12 protein-coding genes and 4 tRNA genes are annotated in these 22209 nt (G+C 61.0%); 10 read left to right on the top strand and 6 right to left on the bottom strand.

What is annotated here, in order from left to right; translation table 11 throughout:
- Positions 1-3 precede the first annotated feature (3 nt).
- The 3 genes from metG to C6W88_RS17175 form a co-directional block, all read right to left on the bottom strand.
- Complete coding sequence (metG, locus tag C6W88_RS17165; RefSeq protein WP_045994777.1) at positions 4-2046, bottom strand: methionine--tRNA ligase; 2043 nt, start codon at positions 2044-2046, stop codon at positions 4-6.
- A gap of 120 nt (positions 2047-2166) precedes the next feature.
- Positions 2167-3654: a tRNA uracil 4-sulfurtransferase ThiI gene (thiI, locus tag C6W88_RS17170; protein ID WP_108133364.1), complete on the bottom strand. Its 1488-nt coding sequence runs from the start codon at positions 3652-3654 to the stop codon at positions 2167-2169.
- 133 nt (positions 3655-3787) lie between these two features.
- Positions 3788-4069, bottom strand: a complete 282-nt coding sequence (locus tag C6W88_RS17175) for a hypothetical protein (RefSeq protein WP_045994775.1) — start codon at positions 4067-4069, stop codon at positions 3788-3790.
- Between the two features lie 398 nt (positions 4070-4467).
- Between C6W88_RS17175 and C6W88_RS17180 the strand changes: the two genes are divergently transcribed.
- From C6W88_RS17180 to C6W88_RS17205, 6 genes are all read left to right on the top strand, one after another.
- Entirely contained in the window at positions 4468-6411 is a 1944-nt protein-coding gene (locus C6W88_RS17180) for a TolC family outer membrane protein (RefSeq protein WP_231498687.1), read from the top strand.
- A 271-nt stretch (positions 6412-6682) separates the two neighbouring features.
- A complete protein-coding gene (locus C6W88_RS17185; protein WP_108133366.1) occupies positions 6683-8788 on the top strand; it encodes a type I secretion system permease/ATPase in 2106 nt (701 codons plus the stop codon).
- Positions 8788-10206 (top strand): HlyD family type I secretion periplasmic adaptor subunit, encoded by a 1419-nt coding sequence (locus C6W88_RS17190; protein ID WP_045993760.1) that lies wholly within the window; start codon positions 8788-8790, stop codon positions 10204-10206. The genes C6W88_RS17185 and C6W88_RS17190 overlap by 1 nt, the downstream gene beginning before the upstream one ends.
- Entirely contained in the window at positions 10206-10805 is a 600-nt protein-coding gene (locus C6W88_RS17195) for a helix-turn-helix transcriptional regulator (RefSeq protein ID WP_045993759.1), read from the top strand. The genes C6W88_RS17190 and C6W88_RS17195 overlap by 1 nt, the downstream gene beginning before the upstream one ends.
- Positions 10806-11154: 349 nt before the next feature.
- The gene (locus tag C6W88_RS17200) at positions 11155-17871 is read left to right on the top strand and encodes a retention module-containing protein (RefSeq protein WP_146164680.1); all 6717 of its coding nucleotides are present in this window, start codon (positions 11155-11157) and stop codon (positions 17869-17871) included.
- 301 nt (positions 17872-18172) lie between these two features.
- Complete coding sequence (locus tag C6W88_RS17205) at positions 18173-19180, top strand: DUF5801 repeats-in-toxin domain-containing protein (protein WP_108133368.1); 1008 nt, start codon at positions 18173-18175, stop codon at positions 19178-19180.
- Positions 19181-19256: 76 nt separating this feature from the next.
- Here C6W88_RS17205 and mtnN read toward each other — a convergent pair whose 3' ends face one another.
- From mtnN to folD, 3 genes are all read right to left on the bottom strand, one after another.
- Complete coding sequence (mtnN, locus tag C6W88_RS17210; RefSeq protein WP_045993756.1) at positions 19257-19994, bottom strand: 5'-methylthioadenosine/S-adenosylhomocysteine nucleosidase; 738 nt, start codon at positions 19992-19994, stop codon at positions 19257-19259.
- Between the two features lie 28 nt (positions 19995-20022).
- Positions 20023-20490 carry an S-ribosylhomocysteine lyase gene (locus C6W88_RS17215; protein ID WP_108133369.1) on the bottom strand — a complete coding sequence of 156 codons (468 nt, stop codon included), beginning with the start codon at positions 20488-20490 and terminating at the stop codon, positions 20023-20025.
- A gap of 83 nt (positions 20491-20573) precedes the next feature.
- Entirely contained in the window at positions 20574-21452 is an 879-nt protein-coding gene (folD, locus tag C6W88_RS17220; RefSeq protein WP_045993754.1) for a bifunctional methylenetetrahydrofolate dehydrogenase/methenyltetrahydrofolate cyclohydrolase FolD, read from the bottom strand.
- Between the two features lie 203 nt (positions 21453-21655).
- Here folD and C6W88_RS17225 point away from each other — a divergent pair.
- From C6W88_RS17225 to C6W88_RS17240, 4 genes are all read left to right on the top strand, one after another.
- A tRNA-Pro gene (locus C6W88_RS17225) sits at positions 21656-21732 on the top strand.
- A 69-nt stretch (positions 21733-21801) separates the two neighbouring features.
- A tRNA-Arg gene (locus tag C6W88_RS17230) sits at positions 21802-21878 on the top strand.
- Positions 21879-21945: 67 nt separating this feature from the next.
- Positions 21946-22020: transfer RNA gene (locus tag C6W88_RS17235), tRNA-His, on the top strand.
- A gap of 58 nt (positions 22021-22078) precedes the next feature.
- Positions 22079-22153: transfer RNA gene (locus C6W88_RS17240), tRNA-His, on the top strand.
- The last annotated feature ends 56 nt before the right edge of the window (positions 22154-22209 follow it).

A 22209-nucleotide genomic window follows, 5' to 3' on the forward strand; every position in this document is an offset into this window, starting at 1 on the left:
CCCTTAGCTGACCCGCTGGCCGGGTTCTGCGCCACTGTGGGGTTCGAGCAGATAGATGCCGTCGTCGTTGCCAGCCGCCAGCACCATGCCTTCGGAAACACCAAAGCGCATCTTGCGCGGTGCCAGGTTGGCCACCATGACGGTCAGCTTGCCTTCGAGAGCCTCCGGCGAATAGGCGCGACGGATGCCGGCGAAGACCTGACGGCTTTCGCCGCCGAGATCCAGCGACAGCTTGAGCAGCTTGTCGGCCCCTTCGACGTATTCCGCCTTGGCGATGCGGGCGATACGCAGGTCCACCTTGGCGAAGTCGTCGAAGCTGATCTCGTCGGCGATCGGCGTCTCGGCCAGCGGTCCCTTGGGTGTTTCCTTGAGCTTCTGTTCTTCCACCAGATCCTCCTTCGATGCTTCGATCATGGCATCGATACGATCGTTCTCGACCCGGGTCATCAGCGGCTTGAACTTGTTGACGGGGTGATCGCCCAGCCAGGTCTCGCGGCTGTTCCAGTCGAGGGTGTCGAGATTCATGAACAGTCTGGCCTGTTCGGCCATGGCCGGTACCACCGGGGCCAGGTAGACCATCAGCTGACGGAACAGGTTGATTCCCATGGAGCAGATGTCGAGCACTTCCTGCTCGCGGCCTGCCTCCTTGGCCAGCACCCAGGGGGCCTGGTCGGCGATGTAGCTGTTGGCCTCGTCGGCCAGTTCCATCACCTTGCGCATGGCGCGGCCGAACTCCCGCTGTTCATAGTAGTCGGCGATCTCGTCACCGGCGGCGATGAAGCGTGCCAGCATGTCCGGCTCGGCGCAGTGAGTCGACAGCTGCCCACCTCCGAGCTTCTTGACGAAACCGGCGCAGCGGCTGGCGATGTTGACCACCTTGCCCACCAGGTCGGCATTGACCCTGAGCGCGAAGTCCTCGAGGTTCAGGTCGAGGTCATCGACACGGGAGGTGAGCTTGGCGGCGAAGTAGTAGCGCAGGTACTCGGGATTGAGATGCTCGGCGTAGGTCGCGGCCTTGATGAAGGTGCCGCGTGACTTGGACATCTTGGCGCCGTTGACCGTGACGAAGCCGTGGCAGTTGACTGCGGTGGGGGTGCGCATCTCGGCCCCGTGCAGCATCGCCGGCCAGAACAGGGCGTGGAAGTAGACGATGTCCTTGCCGATGAAATGGTAGACCTCGGCCTTTGAATCGCGCTCCCAGTAGCTGTCGAAGTCCAGCCCCTCACGCTCGCACAGGTTCTTGAAGCTCGCCAGGTAGCCGATCGGAGCGTCCAGCCAGACATAGAAGTACTTGCCCGGCGCGTCAGGAATCTCGAAGCCGAAGTAGGGCGCGTCGCGGCTGATGTCCCACTCGTTGAAGCCGGACTCGAACCATTCCATCAGCTTGTTGCGGATCTGCGGCTGGACATGGTCGTCCTTGATCCAGGCACTGAGGAAGTCGGCGAAGTCAGGCAGCTTGAAGAAGTAGTGGGTGGAGCTGCGGACTTCCGGGGTGGCGCCGGAAATAGCCGATACCGGATCGATCAACTCGGCAGGGGTATAGGTGGCGCCGCAGGCCTCGCAGTTGTCGCCGTACTGATCCGCGGTGTGGCACTTGGGACAGGTGCCCTTGATGAAACGATCGGCCAGGAACAGACCCTTGACCGGATCGTACATCTGCTCGATGTCACGGGTGGCGATGTGCCCCTTGTCGCGCAGGCGCTTATAGATAAGCTCGCTGAAGTGGCGGTTTTCCTCGGAGTGGGTCGAGTGGTAGTTGTCGAAGGCCACGCCGAAACGGGCGAAGTCCTGCTGGTGTTCGCGGGATACGCGGTCGATCAGCGCCTCGGAGGTGATGCCCTCCTGCTCGGCACGCAGCATGATCGCGGTGCCGTGGGCGTCATCGGCGCAGACGTAGTGGCACTGGTGGCCGCGACTCTTCTGGAACCGCACCCAGATATCCGTCTGGATGTACTCCAGCAGGTGGCCCAGGTGAATGGCGCCGTTGGCGTAGGGCAAGGCGCTGGTGACCAGAATCTGGCGCTTGTCGGGTGCGGTGATGGACATGGTGTGACGTGATATCCCGTTGAAAATCAGGCGACGATTGTAGCTAGGATCGAGGTCGTGTGCATCCGCTATCGTGCTTGGGCGCAGCCATGAAAAAGCCGTTGCGCAGACGGTGCATTGTCAGGAGGACGCCACCAGCAGGCCGACATGCTCAAGGCCTCGGTCCTTGAGGTGCAGCGCCTGGAGGCGGCTCATGACGCCCTGGTCACAGTAGAGGAGATAGCGGGTGTCGGGATCCAGCGCATCGCTGCGGGTCGCCAGTTCATAGAAGGGAATATGATCGACGGGACAGGCGAGTGGCCCAAGCGGACGGCGCTCGACGTCGTCCGGGGGCCGCACATCGATGACCCGGGTCGCCGTTCGGGCGAAGTCGTGGAGCCCTCCAAAGGAGACTTCTGCCAGGGGCTCCTGGGAGGGTGCGCTGACGCCTTTGGATACTGGCGCATCGACAGGCTGGCGAGTGGCGCTGGCCAGGGCGCGATCCAGCAGGTCGGTCGGTAGCCTGGCCTCTGCCACCTGAAGTTCCTTCTCCGACGCCTTGACCCTGGGGCGGCTGGACATCCCGCCGCAGTACTCGGGCATTCGGCTCGACGCCTCAGCGGTAGCGATCCGGTGGGCCTCATCGATGATGGTCTGCTTGTCATCGGTCAGCAGCGGTCGCAACACCGGCAGGTGGCTGGCGCGGTCGATCAGGCCGAGATTGGTCAGTGTCTGGCTCGATACCTGGGCGATCGCCTCTCCTGTCACCAGGGCGGGGATGCGCGCGCGTTGCGCGACTCTTGCGGCGGCCTCGATCATCAAGCGCTTGAGCACCAGCGACACCAGGCCATCAGGTACCTCGCGACGCAGTGTCTCGACCACTTCCTCGAAGGGAACGGTGATGAAGTTGGCCTTGTGGGAGGCGCTGTATCGTTGCCACAGGTCTCGGGTCAGCGCCTTGACCGCGCTTTCCTGTTCCTGTCCGCCAAAACGAAAGAGGACAAAGTGACACTTGATGCCGCGCCTGAGCATCCGATAGGCCGCCACCGGGGAGTCATAACCCCCTGACATCAGTACCAGTGCCTCTCCCTGGGTGCCTAGTGGAAAGCCACCGAGGCCCGGCCCAAGGTCGACTTCCTCGATCAAGGTGTCGCCATCGATCCGCAGTGGCACCACTACCTCCGGGGTGCTCAGGTCGACCCTGGCATCAGCAGCATGGGCGAGCAGCGCTGCGCCCAACGCACGCTCTACCTCCACCGAACCGAAGTCGTGATGTCCCTTGCGCTTGACCTTGACCTTGAAGCGCTTGCCTTCGATGTCCGATGCCCGTTCGCACGCCAGTTGTTCGATGGTGTTCTGCCAGTCCCCAAGCGGCCTGTTACGTGTCCTGGCCACGCGCTGAACGCCCGGTATCCGGGTCATGCTTGCTTCCAGTGCCAGACGATCGCCGCGAGAAAGCTCCCGCGGAAGTCTTACGACCAGATGGTCCCATTGGGCAACGACCTTGGTCTTGGGCTCCTGGCGCCTGAGTGCATTGCGCAGATTGGTGGCCAGGCAGCGACCCATGTGGCGTCTCACCGAGGCGGACTTGGTGGCGATGTCGGCAGAAAGGGAAAGACGATATTCCATGGTGTGAACGCCGAAACTACGATGTAAGAATAGTAACCTTGATCCAGATCAAGTTTGATGGAGATCTTCGAGATTCCGCCGACGGCAGGGGGGCGATCGGCGGGGGGGCAGGAAAAAAAGACGAAAAAATGCGTCAGTACAGCGCTTTTTCTTCCTGTACGACCTCTTTGAGAAGCTCCAGGAAGAGCCGGTCGGCTTCGGAGTGCTCCTCGGCGCTGTCAGGGATATGAATGCTGGTGGTGTCCGAGATTTCGTTGGCAATGTCGGCCATGACGCCACTGTCGCTGCCACTTTCCAGGTGCCGGCGGGCGATCTCGAGAGAGGTCTCCAGGACCTTGGGGTCCTGCAGCAACTTTTTGATAAAGCCGGTCAATTCATTGATGACACGGGTTTTTTGAATTTCGGATGAGGCCATCGGTGACTCCTTGGCTAGGCGCTTGATCCAAGGGATTACGATAGCATGTTTGTGGACTGCTACGGGACAGGTTTGCTGTAGGGCGATGTTGTGGATTCTGTCAAGTGGTGCCTTGCCTGACCATGATGACATTGAATGACGAGATGTTACTGAATGTGTTCGAATGTGAGAGGATTGTAGTTGTAACAGTAGTTGTGGCTGGATGGGATGTTAGCAGCGTTGGGGAAGCGCTCGACAATCGGCGCTACAGGGAAACTGCTCGCCCATCCCGGGGATGATGAGAATGGTAGCGCCGAAGCAGCACGGCTGGTCCTGCAGAATCCGGGGTTGTTGGGCTAGTTCGTTGGTACTAGATTCAACTGTACTGGCTGCGGCCATTGATAATTAAGGGAACACGAATGAAAACGATCCGCCGAGAACCTCGCTCTTCCATGGTGCGGCCGCTGGTCAGTGCCATCGCATTGGCCTCTACGTCAATGCTGATGGGGTCAGGAGTCATGGCCCAGGACGCGCAGACGTTGCCGCCTGGCACGACATCGCCCGGTGCGGCGACCCTGCGTGACGTCGTGGAGCAGACCATCAATACCAATCCTGAGGTGCTAGCGGCCTGGAATGGCTTCCAGGCGGCGGGCCACGATGAGCGGGTGGCCTTTGGGGGCTATCTGCCTCAGATTGACGTCAATGCAGGCGTCGGCCTCGAGGATCGTCAGAATGATCAACAGGGCAGCTACGACACCGACTATGTCGAGGTGACGCTGAACCAGATGATCTATGACGGCTTCGCCACCGCCAGTGAGGTCGAGCGTCTAAGCCGGGCAGAACTGGTACGCTACTACGAGCTGCTGGGGGCGAGTCAGGACGCGGCGTTGGACGCAACTAATGCCTATCTTGATGTTCAGCGTTACCGTCGCCTGGTGGGCCTGGCCCAGGACAACTATCAGAAGCACCTGGAGGTCTACCAGCAGATCGAGGCCCGCGCTCTGTCAGGTGCCGGTCGTCGCGTCGACCTGGAGCAGATCAGCGGTCGTCTGGCACTGGCCGAATCGAACCTGATCACCGAAGCCTCCAACCTGCACGATGTGTCTGCGCGATTCCAGCGTCTGGTGGGGGAATTGCCGCCGGAAGCGTTGGCGCCGGCGCCGACCTTCGCCGAGCAGCTACCCGCTGACGTCGCCCAGGCGTTGCAGCTAGCCTACGAGGGTAACCCGGACTTCCATGCCGCCATCGAGAACATCGAGGCCGCCCGCGCCGAGCGTGAAGGCACCAAGTCGCCCTTCCATCCCAGGCTTGACCTGGTGGGCCGCAGTGGTACCTACAAGGGCAGTGACACCGACGGCGACTTCATTTCCGACAATGATCATGAAGACCGTCACAGCATCGAACTGGTGGGTAGCCTCAATCTGTATCGCGGCGGCAGCGACCTGGCGTCGTTCCGCGCCGCCAGTGATCGCGTCGAGCAGGCGGTCAATCTGCGTGACAAGGCATGCGTCGACATTCGTCAGACCACCACCATCGCCTACAACGACACCCGTCGTCTGCGCGACCAGTTGGAATACCTGAACGAGCACCGTCAGACGACCGATCGCGTACGCGGAGCCTACAAGCAGCAGTTCGATATCGGTCAGCGTTCGCTGCTCGACCTGCTGGACATCGAGAACGAGTATTTCGAGGCGAGTCGTGCCTATGTGAACGCGCAGTATGACGTCGCTCTGGCAGATGCGCGCACCCTGCGTGCCACCGGTAGCCTGCTGGAGGTGCTGGAGGTGCGCAAGGATGGACTGCCGAGCCTCGCCGAGCTGGACAGCAACGGTGTGTCGATCACGCCGGATATCGTCTGTCCGGCGGTAGGTCCGCGGTCCTACAGCATCGAGGAGCTCACCGGCTCCACACGGGCTCCGGACGTCGTCATGCCTGCGGACGCTCTGTTCGAGATCAACAGCTACGTGCTGAGCGCGAGCGCCAAGCAGGAACTGAGTGCGTTGGCCGACCGTATCCGTGGCCGTAACGACCTGGTCCGGGTATTCATCGCTGGCCATGCGGACATCTCGGGTACCGATGCCATCAATGATCCACTGTCGCGTAATCGAGCGGCAGCGGTGGGCCAGTACCTGGTCAGCCAGGGCGTCAGTGCTTCGCTGATTGAAACCCGGGGATACGGCTCGCATCGGCCTGTTCAGTCCAACGACACCGTCGAAGGTCGTCGCCAGAACCGTCGAGTGGAGATCACACTTGAACGCAGTGGCGAGAATCTGGACATGGGGGCATTGCCTGGTTCCGCCGGTGATGACAGTGTGTCCCTTGCCTGGGCGCGAGGGGAACAGGGACGCGGCCTGGAGGGCTAGAAGCTCAGTGGATGATCGCGTCCTCGCTTCTCGGGGACGCCATTTCCCGGAATATGGATGCAACTGCCACGTTCTGGTCCTTGCATTGCCGCAAAGGAAGCCGTGACGACAGCAGGGATGATAGGCCGGGTCGCACGGAAAGGGCGTTCTGGTACAGCCATCGGCCGACAGAGAGGTTTACGTGGACGATTCACGAGTTGCGGATGAAGCAGAATTTACAACACCTGAAGCGCAGGAGCAGGACGAAGACAGAGGCCCAGTCAAGGATGAGTTGCTGGAAGTGCTGCTGTCGATTGCTCACTATCACGAGCATGATGTCAGTGCGGATTCCCTGACAGCGGGCCTGCCGTTGGAAGATGGCGCACTGACGCCAGGGATATTTCCCCGGGCGTCGGAACGTGCCGGGCTGACGGCGCGACTCGTCAAGAGTCGCCTCGTTCAGTTGAACCCTGCGCTATTTCCTGTCGTGCTGTTGCTGGAGCCGGGGCGCGCCTGCGCATTGCTCGATATCGATGTCAAGGCGCGTACCGCTCAGGTGATTTACCCCGAATTGGGGCAGGCGTCGGTAGAAATCTCGCTGGACGAGCTTCACGAACGTTACAGCGGGACGGCGATCTATACGCGGCCGCGGTTCCGTTTCGACGCCCGGTCGAAGGATGTCAACGAGAAGCGTTCTGGGCATTGGTTCTGGAGCGTGATCAAGGAAAACAGACGCCTTTACCGTGACGTGATACTGGGCTCTGTCGCCATCAACATCTTCGCGCTGGCGATGCCCCTGTTCGTTCTCAATGTCTATGACCGCGTGGTGCCCAATCACGCCACCGAGACGCTGTGGGTGTTGTCCATCGGTGCCCTGATCGTACTGGCATTCGACTTGACGCTCAGGTTGATGCGTTCGAGCTTTGTCGATCTTGCGGCCAGTCGAGCTGACGTCAAGCTCTCGTCGCGTATCATGTCTCGCGTCATGGGGATGCGGATGGAGGCCAAGCCTGCCTCGACCGGTTCCTTTGTCTCGATGCTGCAATCCTTCGAGTCGGTTCGGAGCTTTATCGGCTCCGCCACCGTGATCGCCATGGTGGACCTGCCGTTCGTTCTGATGTTCATCGCCATCATTGGCCTGATAGGACCTGCACTGGTCATTCCTATCGTGGTTGGCGTGCTGTTTATCTTGCTCTACGCCCTCGGTGCCCAGGGAAAGCTGCACGACTTGTCGGAAACTACCTTGAAGGTAGGGGCGCAACGTAACGCTACTCTGGTGGAATCGGTCTCCCAGCTCGAGACGGTCAAGACGCTGCGGGGCGAGAGCCGAGTTCAGGGGCAATGGGAGCAGGCCAGCGCCTTCCTTTCGCGTACCGGCGCTCAGCTGAAGTTTCTCGGAACCTCGGTCACCAGTATCGCCCAGTGGACCCAGAATACCGTCGGTATCTGCGTCATCCTTATCGGCGTCTATCTGATCATCGACGGCAATCTCTCCCAGGGCGGGCTGATCGCTGCCTATATGCTGTCGTCTCGTGCGCTGGCACCGGTCAGCCAGGCCGCCGCACTGCTGGCTCAGTATCATCAATCGGCCACGGCCCTGGAGTCGTTGGATAGAGTGATGGAAATGCCGGTGGAACGTGAGGAAAAGAGCTACATCGATCGTCCCGCCGTCAAGGGACTGGTGAAGTTCGACAAGGTTACCTTCCGCTACCCCCAGGCCGAGAATGACAGCCTTCGCGACGTCTCTCTGTCGATAGCACCAGGCCAGAAGGTGGCGCTGCTGGGACGAGTCGGCTGTGGCAAGACCACGTTGCAGAAGTTGTTGCTCGGTCTGTACCAGCCGACGTCGGGAGCGGTGCTGATCGACGATGTGGACATTCGTCAGTTCGACCCTCTGCAGTTGAGGCGACATATCGGCTATGTGCCTCAGGACGTTCGTCTGTTTTACGGCTCATTGAAGGACAACATCATCGCCGGTGCCGGCAGCGAAGGGGTGGATGACGATCTGCTGCTCAAGGCCATCCGTATCAGTGGGCTCGATGGACTCGTCAGCACACACCCGCAGGGCGTCGAGCTGCAGGTAGGCGAAGGCGGACAGATGCTTTCGGGTGGTCAGAAGCAGGCGGTAGCGATCGCGCGTGCCATCGTGCACGATCCGGCGATCTTGTTGCTGGATGAGCCGACCAGCGCCATGGACCACGCCAGCGAGGAGGCCTTCAAGCGCAACCTCAAGGATTACGCTGGGGGCAAGACGATGGTGGTGGTGACGCACCGCACGTCACTGCTGTCGCTGGTGGATCGTATCGTGGTCATCGACTCTGGCAAGGTGGTCGCAGATGGTGAGCGTGACAGCGTCATGGATGCGCTGCGCAAAGGCCAGATCGGGAGGGCCAGCTGATGTCCAGCAAGAGTGCCGAACAGAAGGGATTCGAAGGCGTCGGTCGCGTATCACGCAAAGGTGGCAAAGTCTTTCGCCCCTTTATCGACCGGTTGTTTGCGCGTCGCGTCAGCGCATCCCATCTCAACAGAGATTGGGCGAGCGACGCTGACTGGGCGCGAATGCAGCAGGATCCTCTGCGCGCCAGGCTGATGCTGTACATGGTTGTCGTAGCGATCATCTGCGTGATCGTCTGGGCCTGCTTTGCGCCGATCGATGAGGTGACACGCGGTAGCGGCAGGGTCATACCCTCCAGCCAGCTTCAGCGGGTGCAAAGCTTCGATGGAGGCGTGGTTCAGGAGATTCGCGTCAGCGAAGGTGATTTTGTTTCCACCGGCGATTTGCTGATGCGCATCGACCCGACGCGTTTTCTCTCGAACTTCAACGAGAACCGGGCGAAGGCGGAAACCCTGCAAGCCAAGGCCGAGCGACTGAGGGCGCTGGCTACCGGGTCGGACTTCTCTCCGTCGGAGGCATTGATCGAGCAGGCGCCCAATATCGTCTCCCGTGAGCGCGAGCTATACCACAGTAGTCTGGAAACGCTGGATGAGCAGAAGCAGATACTGCAGGAGCGACTGGCACAGCGCCGGGCGGAGCTCAACGAGGCGACTGCGCGTCGCAACGCAGCCAGTCGCGAGCTGAATCTTGCCAGTCAGGAACTCAACATGACGCGCCCTCTGCTGTCCAGCGGGGCGGTCTCAGAGGTTGAAGTGCTGCGTTTGCAGCGTGAGGTCTCCAGGGCGAGTGGTGAGCGCAATCAAGCGACGGCTCAGGTGTCGCGGCTGGAGTCGGCGATTCAGGAGGCGCTGGGTGAGCTTCGCGAGGTCGATGCGAAGGCGCGCAATGAGTGGCGTCAGGAGCTGTCGGCGACCCTGGGTGAACTGTCGGCCCTGGACGAGTCCAGCGAGGGGCTTCAGGACAGGGTGCGCCTCTCCGAGATACGTTCGCCGGTCGATGGTGTCGTTCAGCGTCTGGCGATCAATACGATCGGCGGGGTGGCTCAGCCCGGTCAGGAGGTGGTCGATATCGTCCCGACCGACGACGCCCTGGTGGTCGAGGCCAAGATCGCGCCGCAGGACATCGCGTTTCTACGCCCGGGCCTGCCTGCGACCATCAAGCTGACGGCCTATGACTTTTCCATCTATGGCGGGTTGGATGCCCAGCTGGAGCACATCAGCGCGGACACTACCACCGATGAAGAGGGAAACACCTACTATCGGGTTCGAGTGCGAACCGAAGACAGCGCTGAAGCCGAAGCGGTGGATGTCATCCCGGGCATGACCGCTCAGGTGGATATCCTGACCGGCAAGCGAACGGTGATGCAGTTCCTGCTGAAGCCGGTACTGCGCGCCTGGGGTAACGCGATGGGAGAGCGGTGATGACTCGATACCTGGTCTACCAAGGAAGTAGCGAGGTACCGCGCTGGAATGATGCCTTCAGTGAACTGGAAGTGGTCGCTCCTCACAGTGTCATCGACCATGCCGTCAAGGGCGATCTCGCATGGGTAGTGGTTGAAGGCGGCGACTGGACGGGACTGTGCACGCGTTTGGCCAGCAAGGGAGTGCTGGTGTCGGTGCTGTCCTTCAACCCGCATTCCGCAGAAGCGTATGAAGCCTTCACCGCTGGCGCCAGGGGCTATGTCCACGCGCTTTCTACCCCCGAAGTGCTGCGTCAGGTCGATGTCGTGGTGAGGCACCGGGGCATCTGGCTTTGGCCCGAGTTGATGGACAGCCTGGTGGGCGGTGTCTTCAAGGCCATGGGTGGGGCGCCTGCCGTGCACCACGACTTGCTGGAAGGTTTGACCGAGCGCGAGAAGGATGTTGCGCTGGCTGTGGCGGAGGGCCAAAGCAACAAGCTGGTGGCGCGAGAGCTCGGTATTACCGAGCGAACCGTCAAGGCCCATCTCGGGGCAGTCTTCCGCAAGTTGGGGGTCAAGGATCGGATGCAGTTGATCCTGCGCCTCTCCAGGGATCGTTGACGGCGAAAGAAGTGGTCATTACCGCGCGACAGTTTAAAGGGGGCTTTTTGCCCCCTTTTTCTGTGGTAGAACGGTTGATCTGATGTCGTCAAGTGCTGGCGTCTCGGTCTCTGCACCTTACTCCGGAAATAGAGCCCTGGAATAGTGCCGTTACTTTTCGGTCTTGGACAGTCCTTGGTTGAAGTAAGAGATTATCTTTATATTTTGCAATAAACACTTCTTAACTGTGCTTTTGTGGGTTGTTCCGATGGGGAACTCTCCCACTTGACCTACTAGACAGTATCGCCCGCACGGGGCCGCCCCTATTTTCTGTGGAAACCCAATAAGCAGAAAGCACGGGGCTAAACCCATGAATATCATTGCTACCGCAGGAAGTGTGTGGATTGTCGACCAGGCAGGCGAACAGCGGGTGGCCAGGCCCGGCGATGTGCTGCAGCCAGGCCAGCGACTTGTCGCCGGAGATGACGGGCGAGTGGTTGTTTCGTCAAGTTCCGGACAGCTACCGCTGGTGCTTGAATCAGGCGAGACAATGGAAATGCCGCTGGGCCAGGGCGACGCCCAATCGTTTCCCTCAGATGAGTTGCTTCTTGCGCAGACTGTCCCGGCCGAGTTGATTCAGGCTTCGCTGCTGCAGGACGAGCAGTTGGAAGAGGTGTTCGAGGTGCTGGAATCGGGCCGGGACCTCTTCGATGTCTTCGACGAGCCTGACGCGGGTCCGGGTGCTGGCCCCGGCAACGACAATGGGCATTCTTTCGTCCGTCTTTTGCGTATTCTCGAGCAGGTTTCTCCACTCGCCTTCGAGTACGGCCTGGACTCGTCCGATGGACAGGAACCCCGACTATTCCTGGGAGATATCGTCGATGGCGACAACCCTGGCGAGGAGGGTGGCGAAGAGGAAGAAGACAACGATGTCAGCCTAGGCGGCTTGGAAGGTGGTCCAGACGGCTCCGGTATAGACCCAGACGCCGGTAATCTTCCGGGGGGGCTGGAAGGTGCCGAGCTCGTGGTACGAGAGTCTGCGCTAGCCCAGGGTAGTCATCCATCGGCGGACGCCTTGGCGCAGTCCAGCAGTTTCAACTTCGATACTCCCGATGGTCTCGGCGCGCTGACGTTGGGAGGGACGCTCTCCTTGACGCTGGCGGACCTTCAGGCCCTGGAGGGCACTCCCAGGTCCCTCGATACGCCCCATGGCATCCTCTGGCTTGATGGTTTTCAGGGTGACGCCAGTGGCGGGACCGTGCTTTACCACTTTGAGCTGACCAATACCGTCGACAATGACGAGACGCAGGGGGCCACCGATGGCGGCTTCCTGGAGCAGATCGAAGTGACGGTGACGGATGTCGATGGTGACGGCCGCACTGCCAGCCTGGATGTGCTGATTCTCGATGATGTTCCCGGCATCGAGCTGGGCGGTCCCGCCGACGTGGGGGAAGGCAGTACCATCGAGGGGAGCTGGAGCGCCGTCGATGGTGCCGATGGTGTGGCCAGTCTCGTTGTGTCGGTCGCTGGCATCGATGAGTCCTTTGCGCTGGGACAGGAGATCGTGCTCGAGGAAGGACGGTTGATCGTGGAGGCTGATGGAAGTTGGTCATTCACCGCTGCCGTCGGACTCGATCAGGGAGCATCACCGTCGGTGGAGTTCAGTCTGGTACAGACCGACGGAGACGGTGATCAAGCCGATGCTCACCAGCGTATCGAGATCTTCGACGCAACAGTCCCGACCACACCCACGGATGGCGGTGATCCGGATGCGGCACCGGACGAGGTGGTGCTCGATGAGGACGGCCTGGATGGCGGTATCCCCGGCGGTGATGGCGATGTCGCGGGCGAGGCCACGGTCATCACCGGTGCGCTCGGCTACGACTTCGGCGATGACGGGCCGGCAGTCAGCGGCGCCTTTGCCTGGTCGCAGGTGGGTCTGCCGGCGTTGAGCTCCCGCGGTGAGGTGCTGAATTTCGCAGTGTCGGATGATGGCCTGAGCCTGGTGGCGGCCACGGCAGCGGGCGAAGAGGCGCTGCGCATCACCCTGACAGACCTCGCCAGCGGTGCCTTCGAGGTGAGCCTGCTGCGTCCGCTCGACCATCCGGAAAATTCCACCGAGGACGAACTGGCCATGTCGGTCGGTTACACCGTCGCCGATATTGACGGTAGCGAGGCATCCGGCCAGCTCGACATTCGCATCGACGATGATACCCCGGTGGCGTCGGTGACCACGGGGAACACCCTGATCGACGCCAACGCCAACGCCAACGCCAACGCCAACGCCAACGCCAACGCCAACGCCAACGCCAACGCCAACGCCAACGCCAACGCCAACGCCAACGCCAACGCCAACGCCAACGCCAACGCCAACGCCAACGCCAACGCCAACGCCAACGCCAACGCCAACGCCAACGCCAACGCCAACGCCAACGCCAACGCCAACGCCAACGCCAACGCCAACGCCAACGCCAACGCCAACGCCAACGCCAACGCCAACGCCAACGCCAACGCCAACGCCAACGCCAACGCCAACGCCAACGCCAACGCCAACGCCAACGCCAACGCCAACGCCAACGCCAACGCCAACGCCAACGCCAACGCCAACGCCAACGCCAACGCCAACGCCAACGCCAACGCCAACGCCAACGCCAACGCCAACGCCAACGCCAACGCCAACGCCAACGCCAACGCCAACGCCAACGCCAACGCCAACGCCAACGCCAACGCCAACGCCAACGCCAACGCCAACGCCAACGCCAACGCCAACGCCAACGCCAACGCCAACGCCAACGCCAACGCCAACGCCAACGCCAACGCCAACGCCAACGCCAACGCCAACGCCAACGCCAACGCCAACGCCAACGCCAACGCCAACGCCAACGCCAACGCCAACGCCAACGCCAACGCCAGCTCAGGCGTTATCCAGGTGGCCGAGGGCGCCACCGTCGAAGGCAACTGGTCTCTGAGCCCCGGTGCGGATGGACTCTCCGTCATCGACGTACTGATCAATGGGGCGCCCCTGAGCTTTTCCAGTCTGCCTGGCAGTGACGAGCAGACCACGTTGACCCTGGCGCAGGGCGACCTGACCCTGAGGGGTGATGGTAGCTGGTCCTTTACGGCAGCCAGCGGACTCGACAACAGTACGCCGCAGAACATCGATGTCGTGCTTCGCGTGACTGATGGTGACGGTGACGTCGTCGAACTCGATATCAGTGGCGAGATCCTGGACGCATCGGGGCCCACCACCCCAACGGATGGCGGTGATCCTGATGCGGCACCGGACGAGGTGGTGCTCGATGAGGACGGTCTGGATGGCGGTATCCCCGGCGGTGATGGCGATGTCGCGGGCGAGGCCACGGTCATCACCGGTGCGCTCGGCTACGACTTCGGCGACGACGGCCCGGCAGGCAGCGGCGCCTTCGCCTGGTCGCAGGTGGGTCTGCCGGCGTTGAGCTCGCGCGGTGAGGTGCTGAATTTTGCCGTGTCGGATGATGGCCTGAGCCTGGTGGCGGCCACGGCAGCGGGCGAAGAGGCGCTGCGCATCACCCTGACAGACCTCGCCAGCGGTGCCTTCGAGGTGAGCCTGCTGCGTCCGCTCGACCATCCGCAAAATTCCACCGAGGACGAACTGGCCATGTCGGTCGGTTACACCGTCGCCGATGTTGACGGTAGCGAGGCATCCGGCCAGCTCGACATTCGCATCGATGATGATACCCCGGTGGCGTCGGTGACCACGGGGAACACCCTGATCGACGCCAACGCCAGCTCAGGCGTTATCCAGGTGGCCGAGGGCGCCACCGTCGAAGGCAACTGGTCTCTGAGCCCCGGCGCGGATGGACTCTCCGTCATCGACGTACTGATCAATGGGGCGCCCCTGAGCTTTTCCAGTCTGCCTGGCAGTGACGAGCAGACCACGTTGACCCTGGCGCAGGGCGACCTGACCCTGAGAGGTGACGGTAGCTGGTCCTTTACGGCAGCCAGCGGACTCGACAACAGTACGCCGCAGAACGTCGATGTCGTGCTTCGCGTGACCGATGGTGACGGTGACGTCGTCGAACTGGATATCAGTGGCGAGATCCTGGACGCATCGGGGCCCACCACCCCAACGGATGGCGGTGATCCGGATGCGGCGCCTGCCGAGGTGGTGCTCGATGAGGACGGCCTGGATGGCGGTATCCCCGGCGGTGATGGCGATGTCGCGGGCGAGGCCACGGTCATCACCGGTGCGCTCGGCTACGACTTCGGCGACGACGGCCCGGCAGTCAGCGGCGCCTTCGCCTGGTCGCAGGTGGGTCTGCCGGCGTTGAGCTCGCGCGGTGAGGTGCTGAATTTTGCCGTGTCGGATGATGGCCTGAGCCTGGTTGCGGCCACGGCAGCGGGCGAAGAGGCGCTGCGCATCACCCTGACAGACCTTGCCAGCGGTGCCTTCGAGGTGAGCCTGCTGCGTCCGCTCGACCATCCGGAAAATTCCACCGAGGACGATCTGGCCATGTCGGTCGGTTACACCGTCGCCGATGTTGACGGTAGCGAGGCATCCGGCCAGCTCGACATTCGCATCGATGATGATGCGCCGGAGGGCATCGTCTCGGAAGCTTTACTGCTTGAAAATGGCAGCACTGGAGAACTGGCACTTCCGGGCGGGTATGGTGCGGATGGGCAAGGGGCCCCGATCCGCTTCGACGGTGCGCTGGATGGGGCGCCGGTGGAAGACGTCAATGGCAACACCATCATGTTGGATGGCGGACCACTGTCCTGGAGGCTGGCCGACAATGGGGTCGAGCTGGAGGCGGTGACAGCCACCGGACAGGTAGGCTTCAGCGTGGTGCTGGATGAATCAAGCAATCAGGCCCGTCTCGTTGTCGGGGAAGGTGAGCTGTCTGTTTTCACTCGGCTTGATGGTGACATCGTGGCGACCGCCATTTCGCAGAGCGCGACCCAGGGTGTGCTGGATGTCTCCGAGGGCGGTCTTGATTCGCAGCTGGTGTTCTCCGCGGTGGCCGGCGTTGCGATTGCCGACGGATCACTCATCGTCGGGGCGGGACAGATTGATGAAGGAGACCAGCTGCGTGTCGATATGGTCGCGGGGGCCGAGGAAACCGGCGGTGTGGTGTCCTGGGACTCACATGTGCGCGTCGGCGAGTTTCGCCAGAGTATCTCGATGGCTGGCGCTGACAACGCGCGAGCCACCCTGCTGCTCAGTGCCCGGGCCTACTCGTCACAGCAGGGGGAAGATGAGCCTCTGCCGCTGTCGGCCGGGGACCTGCGCATTCTCGATCAACGGGGCGTGGATGTGACGTCGGAGGTTCAGATCGATGTCATCGATGGGGATCTCAAGGTTGAAGGCTTGCAGGATGGCTGGTCGTTTGTCATCAACAGCGCCGAGGGCATCCAGGCCATCATCATCGAAGGCGGGAACGGTGAACCCTTTGGGCTTGGCAGCGTCGACATCGTCCGTGGGGCTGCGCCAGGAGACGCATCGGTGCCGCTGCCCCTCGAGGCTGCCGATGGCGACGGTGACAAGGCGTCCGGTGAGCTTTCCTTGATCCTGTCAGGCCCGGGTGAGCTCGTGGTGAGCAACAATGCCAACAATACAATCACCACAGGTGGGGGCGACGATGTCGTCATCGCGGACAAGGGTGGGGCAACGATCATCATCGACCCAGCAGGCAACTATAACCTCTCCTTTATTCTCGACTCGTCGGTCAGCATGAATGCAGAAGTCGATACGCCCAGGCCGGATGGATCGGGCAACTATACCCGCCTCGAGCTGCTGAAGGCAGCAATGCTGCGACAGCTCGAGACCCTGGCAGACTTCGAAGGTACCTTGAATCTTCAACTGATCGATTTCGACGGCGTAGCACGAAATCCCGTCGTGTTCGAAGACTTCAGTAGTGCTGACCTGGCTGCGGCCAGGGCCTATATCCTCGGTATGGAAGCCAAGGGATCCACCAATTTCGATGCAGGCTTCGTTGCCAGTACGGACTTCTTCACCCGCATGTCGGATATCAACAGCTTCGAGTCAACGGCGGTCTTTGTCACCGACGGGCTACCGACAATCTGGCTGGACGAGGATGGCAAGCTGGTGATCCCGGATCCGCTGGAGCCCGGTTCTCTTTCGGCGGTGGAGGAATCGGTGGCGTCCTTCGAAGCACTGCTCGAAGTGGCCGATTCGGTCCACGGGATCGGCATAGGGGAAGATAGTCTGGTTGATTACATCCGCCATTTTGACAATACCGACATCCTGGCGAGTGACGTCGAGACTGCGTTGGAAGACGGCAATACCTATACCGGATCCGCCGGTGAGATCAACGTGGTCAACACCGAGGAAGATCTGAATCTTGCTCTTGATACGGGGTCAAGTACCTCGGATCTAGAACCCTTGGGGAGTGACCAGGTATTTGCCGGGGCGGGGGATGATCTTGTATTCGGAGACACGGTCAACTCCGATGATCTCGAATGGGTTAACGGCGATTCCGGGGAGGAGTTTTCATCGGGAGAGCACAATGGTCTAGGTTATGAAGGCCTCTATGAGTTTCTGAAGTGGTCTCCCGATTTTGGCAATGGCACCGCGCCAACGACTGATGAGGTCAAGGCGTATGTTCTGGCCAACGTAGATTCACTGATGAACCTGGAGCGCCAGGACGGTGGTATCGATGAGCTATATGGTGAACAGGGCGATGATGTCCTGATAGGCGGCGCAGGGCAGGATGTTCTGGTGGGCGGTAAAGGAGATGATGTTCTGTGGGGAGGCCTGGATAGTGATCAATTTGTATGGGATGCCGCAGACGCCGAGGTCCCTTCTGTTGATCGTATCGAGGACTTCACTCTCGGAACCACCGATCAAGCTGACAAGCTCGATCTGAGCGGTCTGTTGATCGATGGCGCTGCGTCGGACCTGTCCAGCTATCTGGTGGCTGTCGACGAAGGCGAGGATATTCTCCTGAAGATCAAGACCGATGGCGGGATTGACGCGTCCGGGAACAACGCTGACCTGACCATCGAACTGGGCGGCCTTGGTGTGGCCGGAAGTGGTGAACAGGTGCTGCAGCAGATGCTTGATGATGGACAATTGATCGTCGAGTGACGATGCGTTTTGCAAAAGGGCCTGGCGATGCCAGGCCCTTTTTGTATGCGTCAGTTCACATTCGAGTATCAACAGCAGGACTTTCCTTCAGAAGCAGTCAGTGATGACTGTGGTGGTCTTAGCGATGCCGGGAAAGGAGACATCATCCAGCTGCTGACGCCTTGTCATGTTTTGCTTTGCAGCTTCGCTATTTCTTCCTTCGTTTGTGCGAGGATTGTTCTTTAGTACGGTGCGTGTGCTCCCTTGCCTGTCATTTTTAGTGTTGTATGGATGAAATCACATTAGGGACAGGTAAAGTGTCATGGAAGATGCCGTAATCGTCGCCGCTTCAGGAGGCGTCTGGATAAAAGACGCCGAAGGAAATCTGAAGGTGGCCTTGGCGGGAGATCGCCTTGAAGAGGGGAGTGTTCTGGTAACAGGGCCGACGGGAGTGGCTCGAATAGATGGGGGAAAGGGCCTGCTCGACGAGCACAGCCTGCCCAAAGGTATCGCCGGCGGTCCCGGCGACGCCCCGGGAACCGAGGTGGTGAACACCGGCTGTAACGACAGCGCGAGCGCCAACCTCGGGTTCGACTCTGGGGCTGATGGTGCTGCCGTGCAGGGTGCTTTCCGCTGGGACCTCGACGGGCTGCCTGAGTTGACCAGCCGAGACTCTCCAGTCGAGTTTGTGGTGAGTTCAGACGGCTACACCGTGATGGGCAATGATGCTGATGGCGAGCGGGTCCTGACCATTAATCTGGTGGATGCCGAGACCGGTGATGTGGTGGTCTACCTGAGCAAGGATGTCGACCACCCGGAGGGCGCTCAGGAAAGCGATCTGTCGCTCGAGTTGGGCTACGCCATTACCGACAAGGACGGCTCGACAGTGCGCGGGACGCTTGAGGTGGTGATCAATGACGATACGCCAACCATCACCGGCATCGATCCGGAGGGATTCATTGCCGCGATGGAAGGGTCAAGCCGAGCAGCCGCGCTACCGCTGTTGGCGGAAGAGGATGAGCTGGCCTGGAGTCTAGGAGAGCCTGCGTCCAGCGCTGACAGCTCCTATGCCACTGCGGTCGATGTCTTGGGCAATATGCTGGATCTAAGAGAGTTGCTCGAAGACATTGGTGATCTGGAAGGTGGTGAAAAGGTCCTGGCCATCGCAGATGGCGAAGACACCGTGGTCCACGTGAAGCTCGATGGAGGGCTCTTGCAGGACGGCAGCAATGCGGATGTTCAGGTGACGCTAACGGGGGTGTCCATGGACGGAAGCAGTGACGACTTTCTGGTCAGGCTGCTGGAGAGTTCACAGCCGGATATCGGTTGAGCGAGTGGCAGCACGCCCGGCTGTAGCCGGGCGTGCTGGCAGGATGACGGCAGTGCTTTCTGGCCAGACAGGGTTGTCAGGCCGGCTGCTGTCGGTCAACGGCAGGTTGCGGTGACGCCAGTCGTTGCACCATTGCCGTCACCATACGGCTGGAGTGATCCGCCGCCTGCTCGAGGAATTCCTCGAAGGACAGGTGGTTGTCACCTTGCCCGGCGATGTCGGACAAGGCGCGAATCACCACGAAGGGGCAACCGTAGAGGTGGCAGGTCTGGGCAATCGCGGCCGCCTCCATTTCTGCCGCCAGCATGGTGGGAAAGCGGTTGCGGGTGCGCGAGACAAGATCGGGGCACGCCATGAAGACGTCGCCGGTCGCGATCAGGCCCTCGACCACCTTGACCTCAGCCATGCCTTCGACGCAGTCCCGTGCCACCCGAACCAGGCGTTCATCCGGGAGATAGGCCGCCGGCATATTGGGCACCTGGCCATGTTCGTAGCCGAATACCACCGCGTCGACATCGTGGTGGCGCACCTCGCTGGACACCACCACGTCGCCGATCGACAGTCCTTCGCCGAACCCGCCTGCGGAACCCGTGTTGATGATCGCCTCGGGCTGGTAGTTGTCCAGCAGCAGCGTCGCCCCGATGGCGGCGTTGACCTTGCCGATCCCGGATTGCAGCAGTACGACCTCGACCCCATGCAGGCGGCCGATGTAGAAGGTGGAGCCGACGTGGGTGCGGGTCCTGACGTCTTCCAGCTGGGCCGCCAGTTGGGCGACTTCCTGCGCCATGGCTCCGATGATGCCAATGCGTTTCATGCGATTCCTCTTGAGGTGGAGCTTCGGCTCAGGCGAAGACCTGGTGCCACTCGTCACGCTTGGCCAGCAGGCCTTTTGCCAGCTCCTGGGCGCCTTCCAGGCTGTGGGATGCGGCCCAGCCACACTGCATTTCGTTGCAGGCAGGAACTTCGGTCGCTGACAGCACGTCGTTGAGCGTACCCTCGATCAGTGCCAGCACGTCGTCGTAGTCGTCGTGGTTGATCATGGCGATATAAAAGCCGGTCTGGCAGCCCATGGGGCTGATATCGACAACCTTGTCCGAGTGGTTGCGCGACAGCTCGGCCATCAGGTGCTCCAGGGAGTGCAGGGCAGGCATCTCCATGTGCTCCTTGTTGGGCTGGCAAATCCGCAAGTCATACTTGTGGATGCGATCGCCGTTGGCGCCGGTCTTGATATCTGCCAGACGCACATAGGGGGCGCGAACCTTGGTGTGGTCGAGGTTGAAGCTCTCGACATTCATCTTCTTGTCGCTCATGGAGTGTCTCCGTGATCCTGTGTTGGATGGGCGCGATGCTACGTCAATTGAGTCCATCACGCATGGATGTCGCAAGTGCAGGTTCAGCCGTCGGGAGTTTCGCGATGCTGGCCGTCATGAATGTCTGCGGCCATCAAGGTGTTTTCCAGCAGGCTGGCTACCGTCATCGGGCCAACGCCACCCGGGACCGGTGTGATGTGACCTGCACGTCGGGCGGCCTCGTCGAAGTCGACGTCGCCCACCAGGCGCCCATCTTCCTGTCGATTGATGCCCACATCGATGACGATCGCGCCGTCACGTACCCATTCGCCTTTCACCAGTCCTGGTTTTCCGACCGCAACCACCAGCAGTTCCGCCTTGCGTACCTGGGCCTCGAGGTCACGGGTAAAGCGGTGACAGACGGTGGTCGTGCAGCCCGCCAGCATCAATTCCAGTGCCATCGGCCGTCCCACGATATTGGAGGCACCGACCACCGTGGCGTCGAGGCCTCGCACCGCTAGACCCGAGTGATGCAGCAGCGTCATCACGCCCTTGGGGGTGCAGGGGCGCAGCAGCGGCAGACGTTGGGCCAGCCGTCCCAGGTTGTAGGGATGGAAGCCGTCCACGTCCTTGCTTGGCAGGATGCGCTCGAGGATAGGGCGAGCGTCCAGGTGGTCGGGCAGCGGAAGTTGAACCAGAATGCCATCGATGGATGCGTCGGCGTTGAGCTGGTCGACCAGGGCTTCGAGCTCTGCCTGTGATGTAGAAGCGGGCAGGGCGTGTTGAACAGATGAAATACCCGCCTGCTCGCAGGCGCGATGCTTGTTGCGTACATAGACGTGGGAGGCGGGGTCTTCACCGACCAGCACCACAGCAAGCCCCGGGATGCGTTCTCCGGCATCGATCCGCGCCTGTACCTGACGGGCGACCTGCTGGCGTACTGTGGCGGCAATGGACTTGCCATCGATGAGCTGGGCGGTCATGGGGTTCCCTCGGTCAGAAGTGGGTGTGCTGGATGAAATTGGCGGCCACGGATTTTCGCACGCTCCGCCATCCAGGCAAAGCTTGAGCCCGAATGACAACAGGAATGTCTCGGTAGCCTGTTGACTTGGCGGGAAAGTTCCGTAGAATACGCAGCGCTTGCAGAGACTGCTTCGGCGGTTTGCATGGCCGAGCGGCTGGCCGGCGGGGTGTAGCGCAGTCTGGTAGCGCGCCTGCTTTGGGAGCAGGATGTCGGGGGTTCGAATCCCTCCACCCCGACCACAACAGCTTGTTGAAGAAGAAGTTTTTCTCGAAAAGCGGGTTGTGGTGAAGAGTTCGGTTCTGTAGAATGCGCCTATAGCTCAACCGGATAGAGCAACGGCCTTCTAAGCCGTAGGTTGCAGGTTCGAGTCCTGCTGGGCGCGCCAGTGAAGTTTGCTGGTAGCTGCTTTTGACAGGCTCGGGCAAAGGTTGTAGCGGTATTGTCCTGATATGGTGGATGTAGCTCAGTGGTAGAGCCCCGGATTGTGGCTCCGGTGGTCGTGGGTTCGATCCCCATCATCCACCCCATTCAGGCGATGCAAGTGTGGTCAAGCCCGAACGTGGGTTCGGTAGCTGACAGGTTGTGGTGGATGTAGCTCAGTGGTAGAGCCCCGGATTGTGGCTCCGGTGGTCGTGGGTTCGATCCCCATCATCCACCCCATCAACCTGATTCCTTCCCCGAGTTTCTTTCTTGAACAAGTCGTTGTCGAATCTGAA

Origin of the sequence: Halomonas litopenaei, from assembly GCF_003045775.1 — a bacterium.
Lineage (GTDB): Bacteria > Pseudomonadota > Gammaproteobacteria > Pseudomonadales > Halomonadaceae > Halomonas > Halomonas litopenaei.

Excerpts from the sequence above, each read along its gene's own strand:
- metG (WP_045994777.1), bottom strand. The coding sequence starts at position 2,046 with ATGTCCATCACCGCACCCGACAAGCGCCAGATTCTGGTCACCAGCGCC.
- thiI (WP_108133364.1), bottom strand. The coding sequence starts at position 3,654 with ATGGAATATCGTCTTTCCCTTTCTGCCGACATCGCCACCAAGTCCGCC.
- C6W88_RS17175 (WP_045994775.1), bottom strand. The coding sequence starts at position 4,069 with ATGGCCTCATCCGAAATTCAAAAAACCCGTGTCATCAATGAATTGACC.
- C6W88_RS17180 (WP_231498687.1), top strand. The coding sequence starts at position 4,468 with ATGAAAACGATCCGCCGAGAACCTCGCTCTTCCATGGTGCGGCCGCTG.
- C6W88_RS17190 (WP_045993760.1), top strand. The coding sequence starts at position 8,788 with ATGTCCAGCAAGAGTGCCGAACAGAAGGGATTCGAAGGCGTCGGTCGC.
- C6W88_RS17195 (WP_045993759.1), top strand. The coding sequence starts at position 10,206 with ATGACTCGATACCTGGTCTACCAAGGAAGTAGCGAGGTACCGCGCTGG.
- C6W88_RS17200 (WP_146164680.1), top strand. The coding sequence starts at position 11,155 with ATGAATATCATTGCTACCGCAGGAAGTGTGTGGATTGTCGACCAGGCA.
- C6W88_RS17205 (WP_108133368.1), top strand. The coding sequence starts at position 18,173 with ATGGAAGATGCCGTAATCGTCGCCGCTTCAGGAGGCGTCTGGATAAAA.
- mtnN (WP_045993756.1), bottom strand. The coding sequence starts at position 19,994 with ATGAAACGCATTGGCATCATCGGAGCCATGGCGCAGGAAGTCGCCCAA.
- C6W88_RS17215 (WP_108133369.1), bottom strand. The coding sequence starts at position 20,490 with ATGAGCGACAAGAAGATGAATGTCGAGAGCTTCAACCTCGACCACACC.
- folD (WP_045993754.1), bottom strand. The coding sequence starts at position 21,452 with ATGACCGCCCAGCTCATCGATGGCAAGTCCATTGCCGCCACAGTACGC.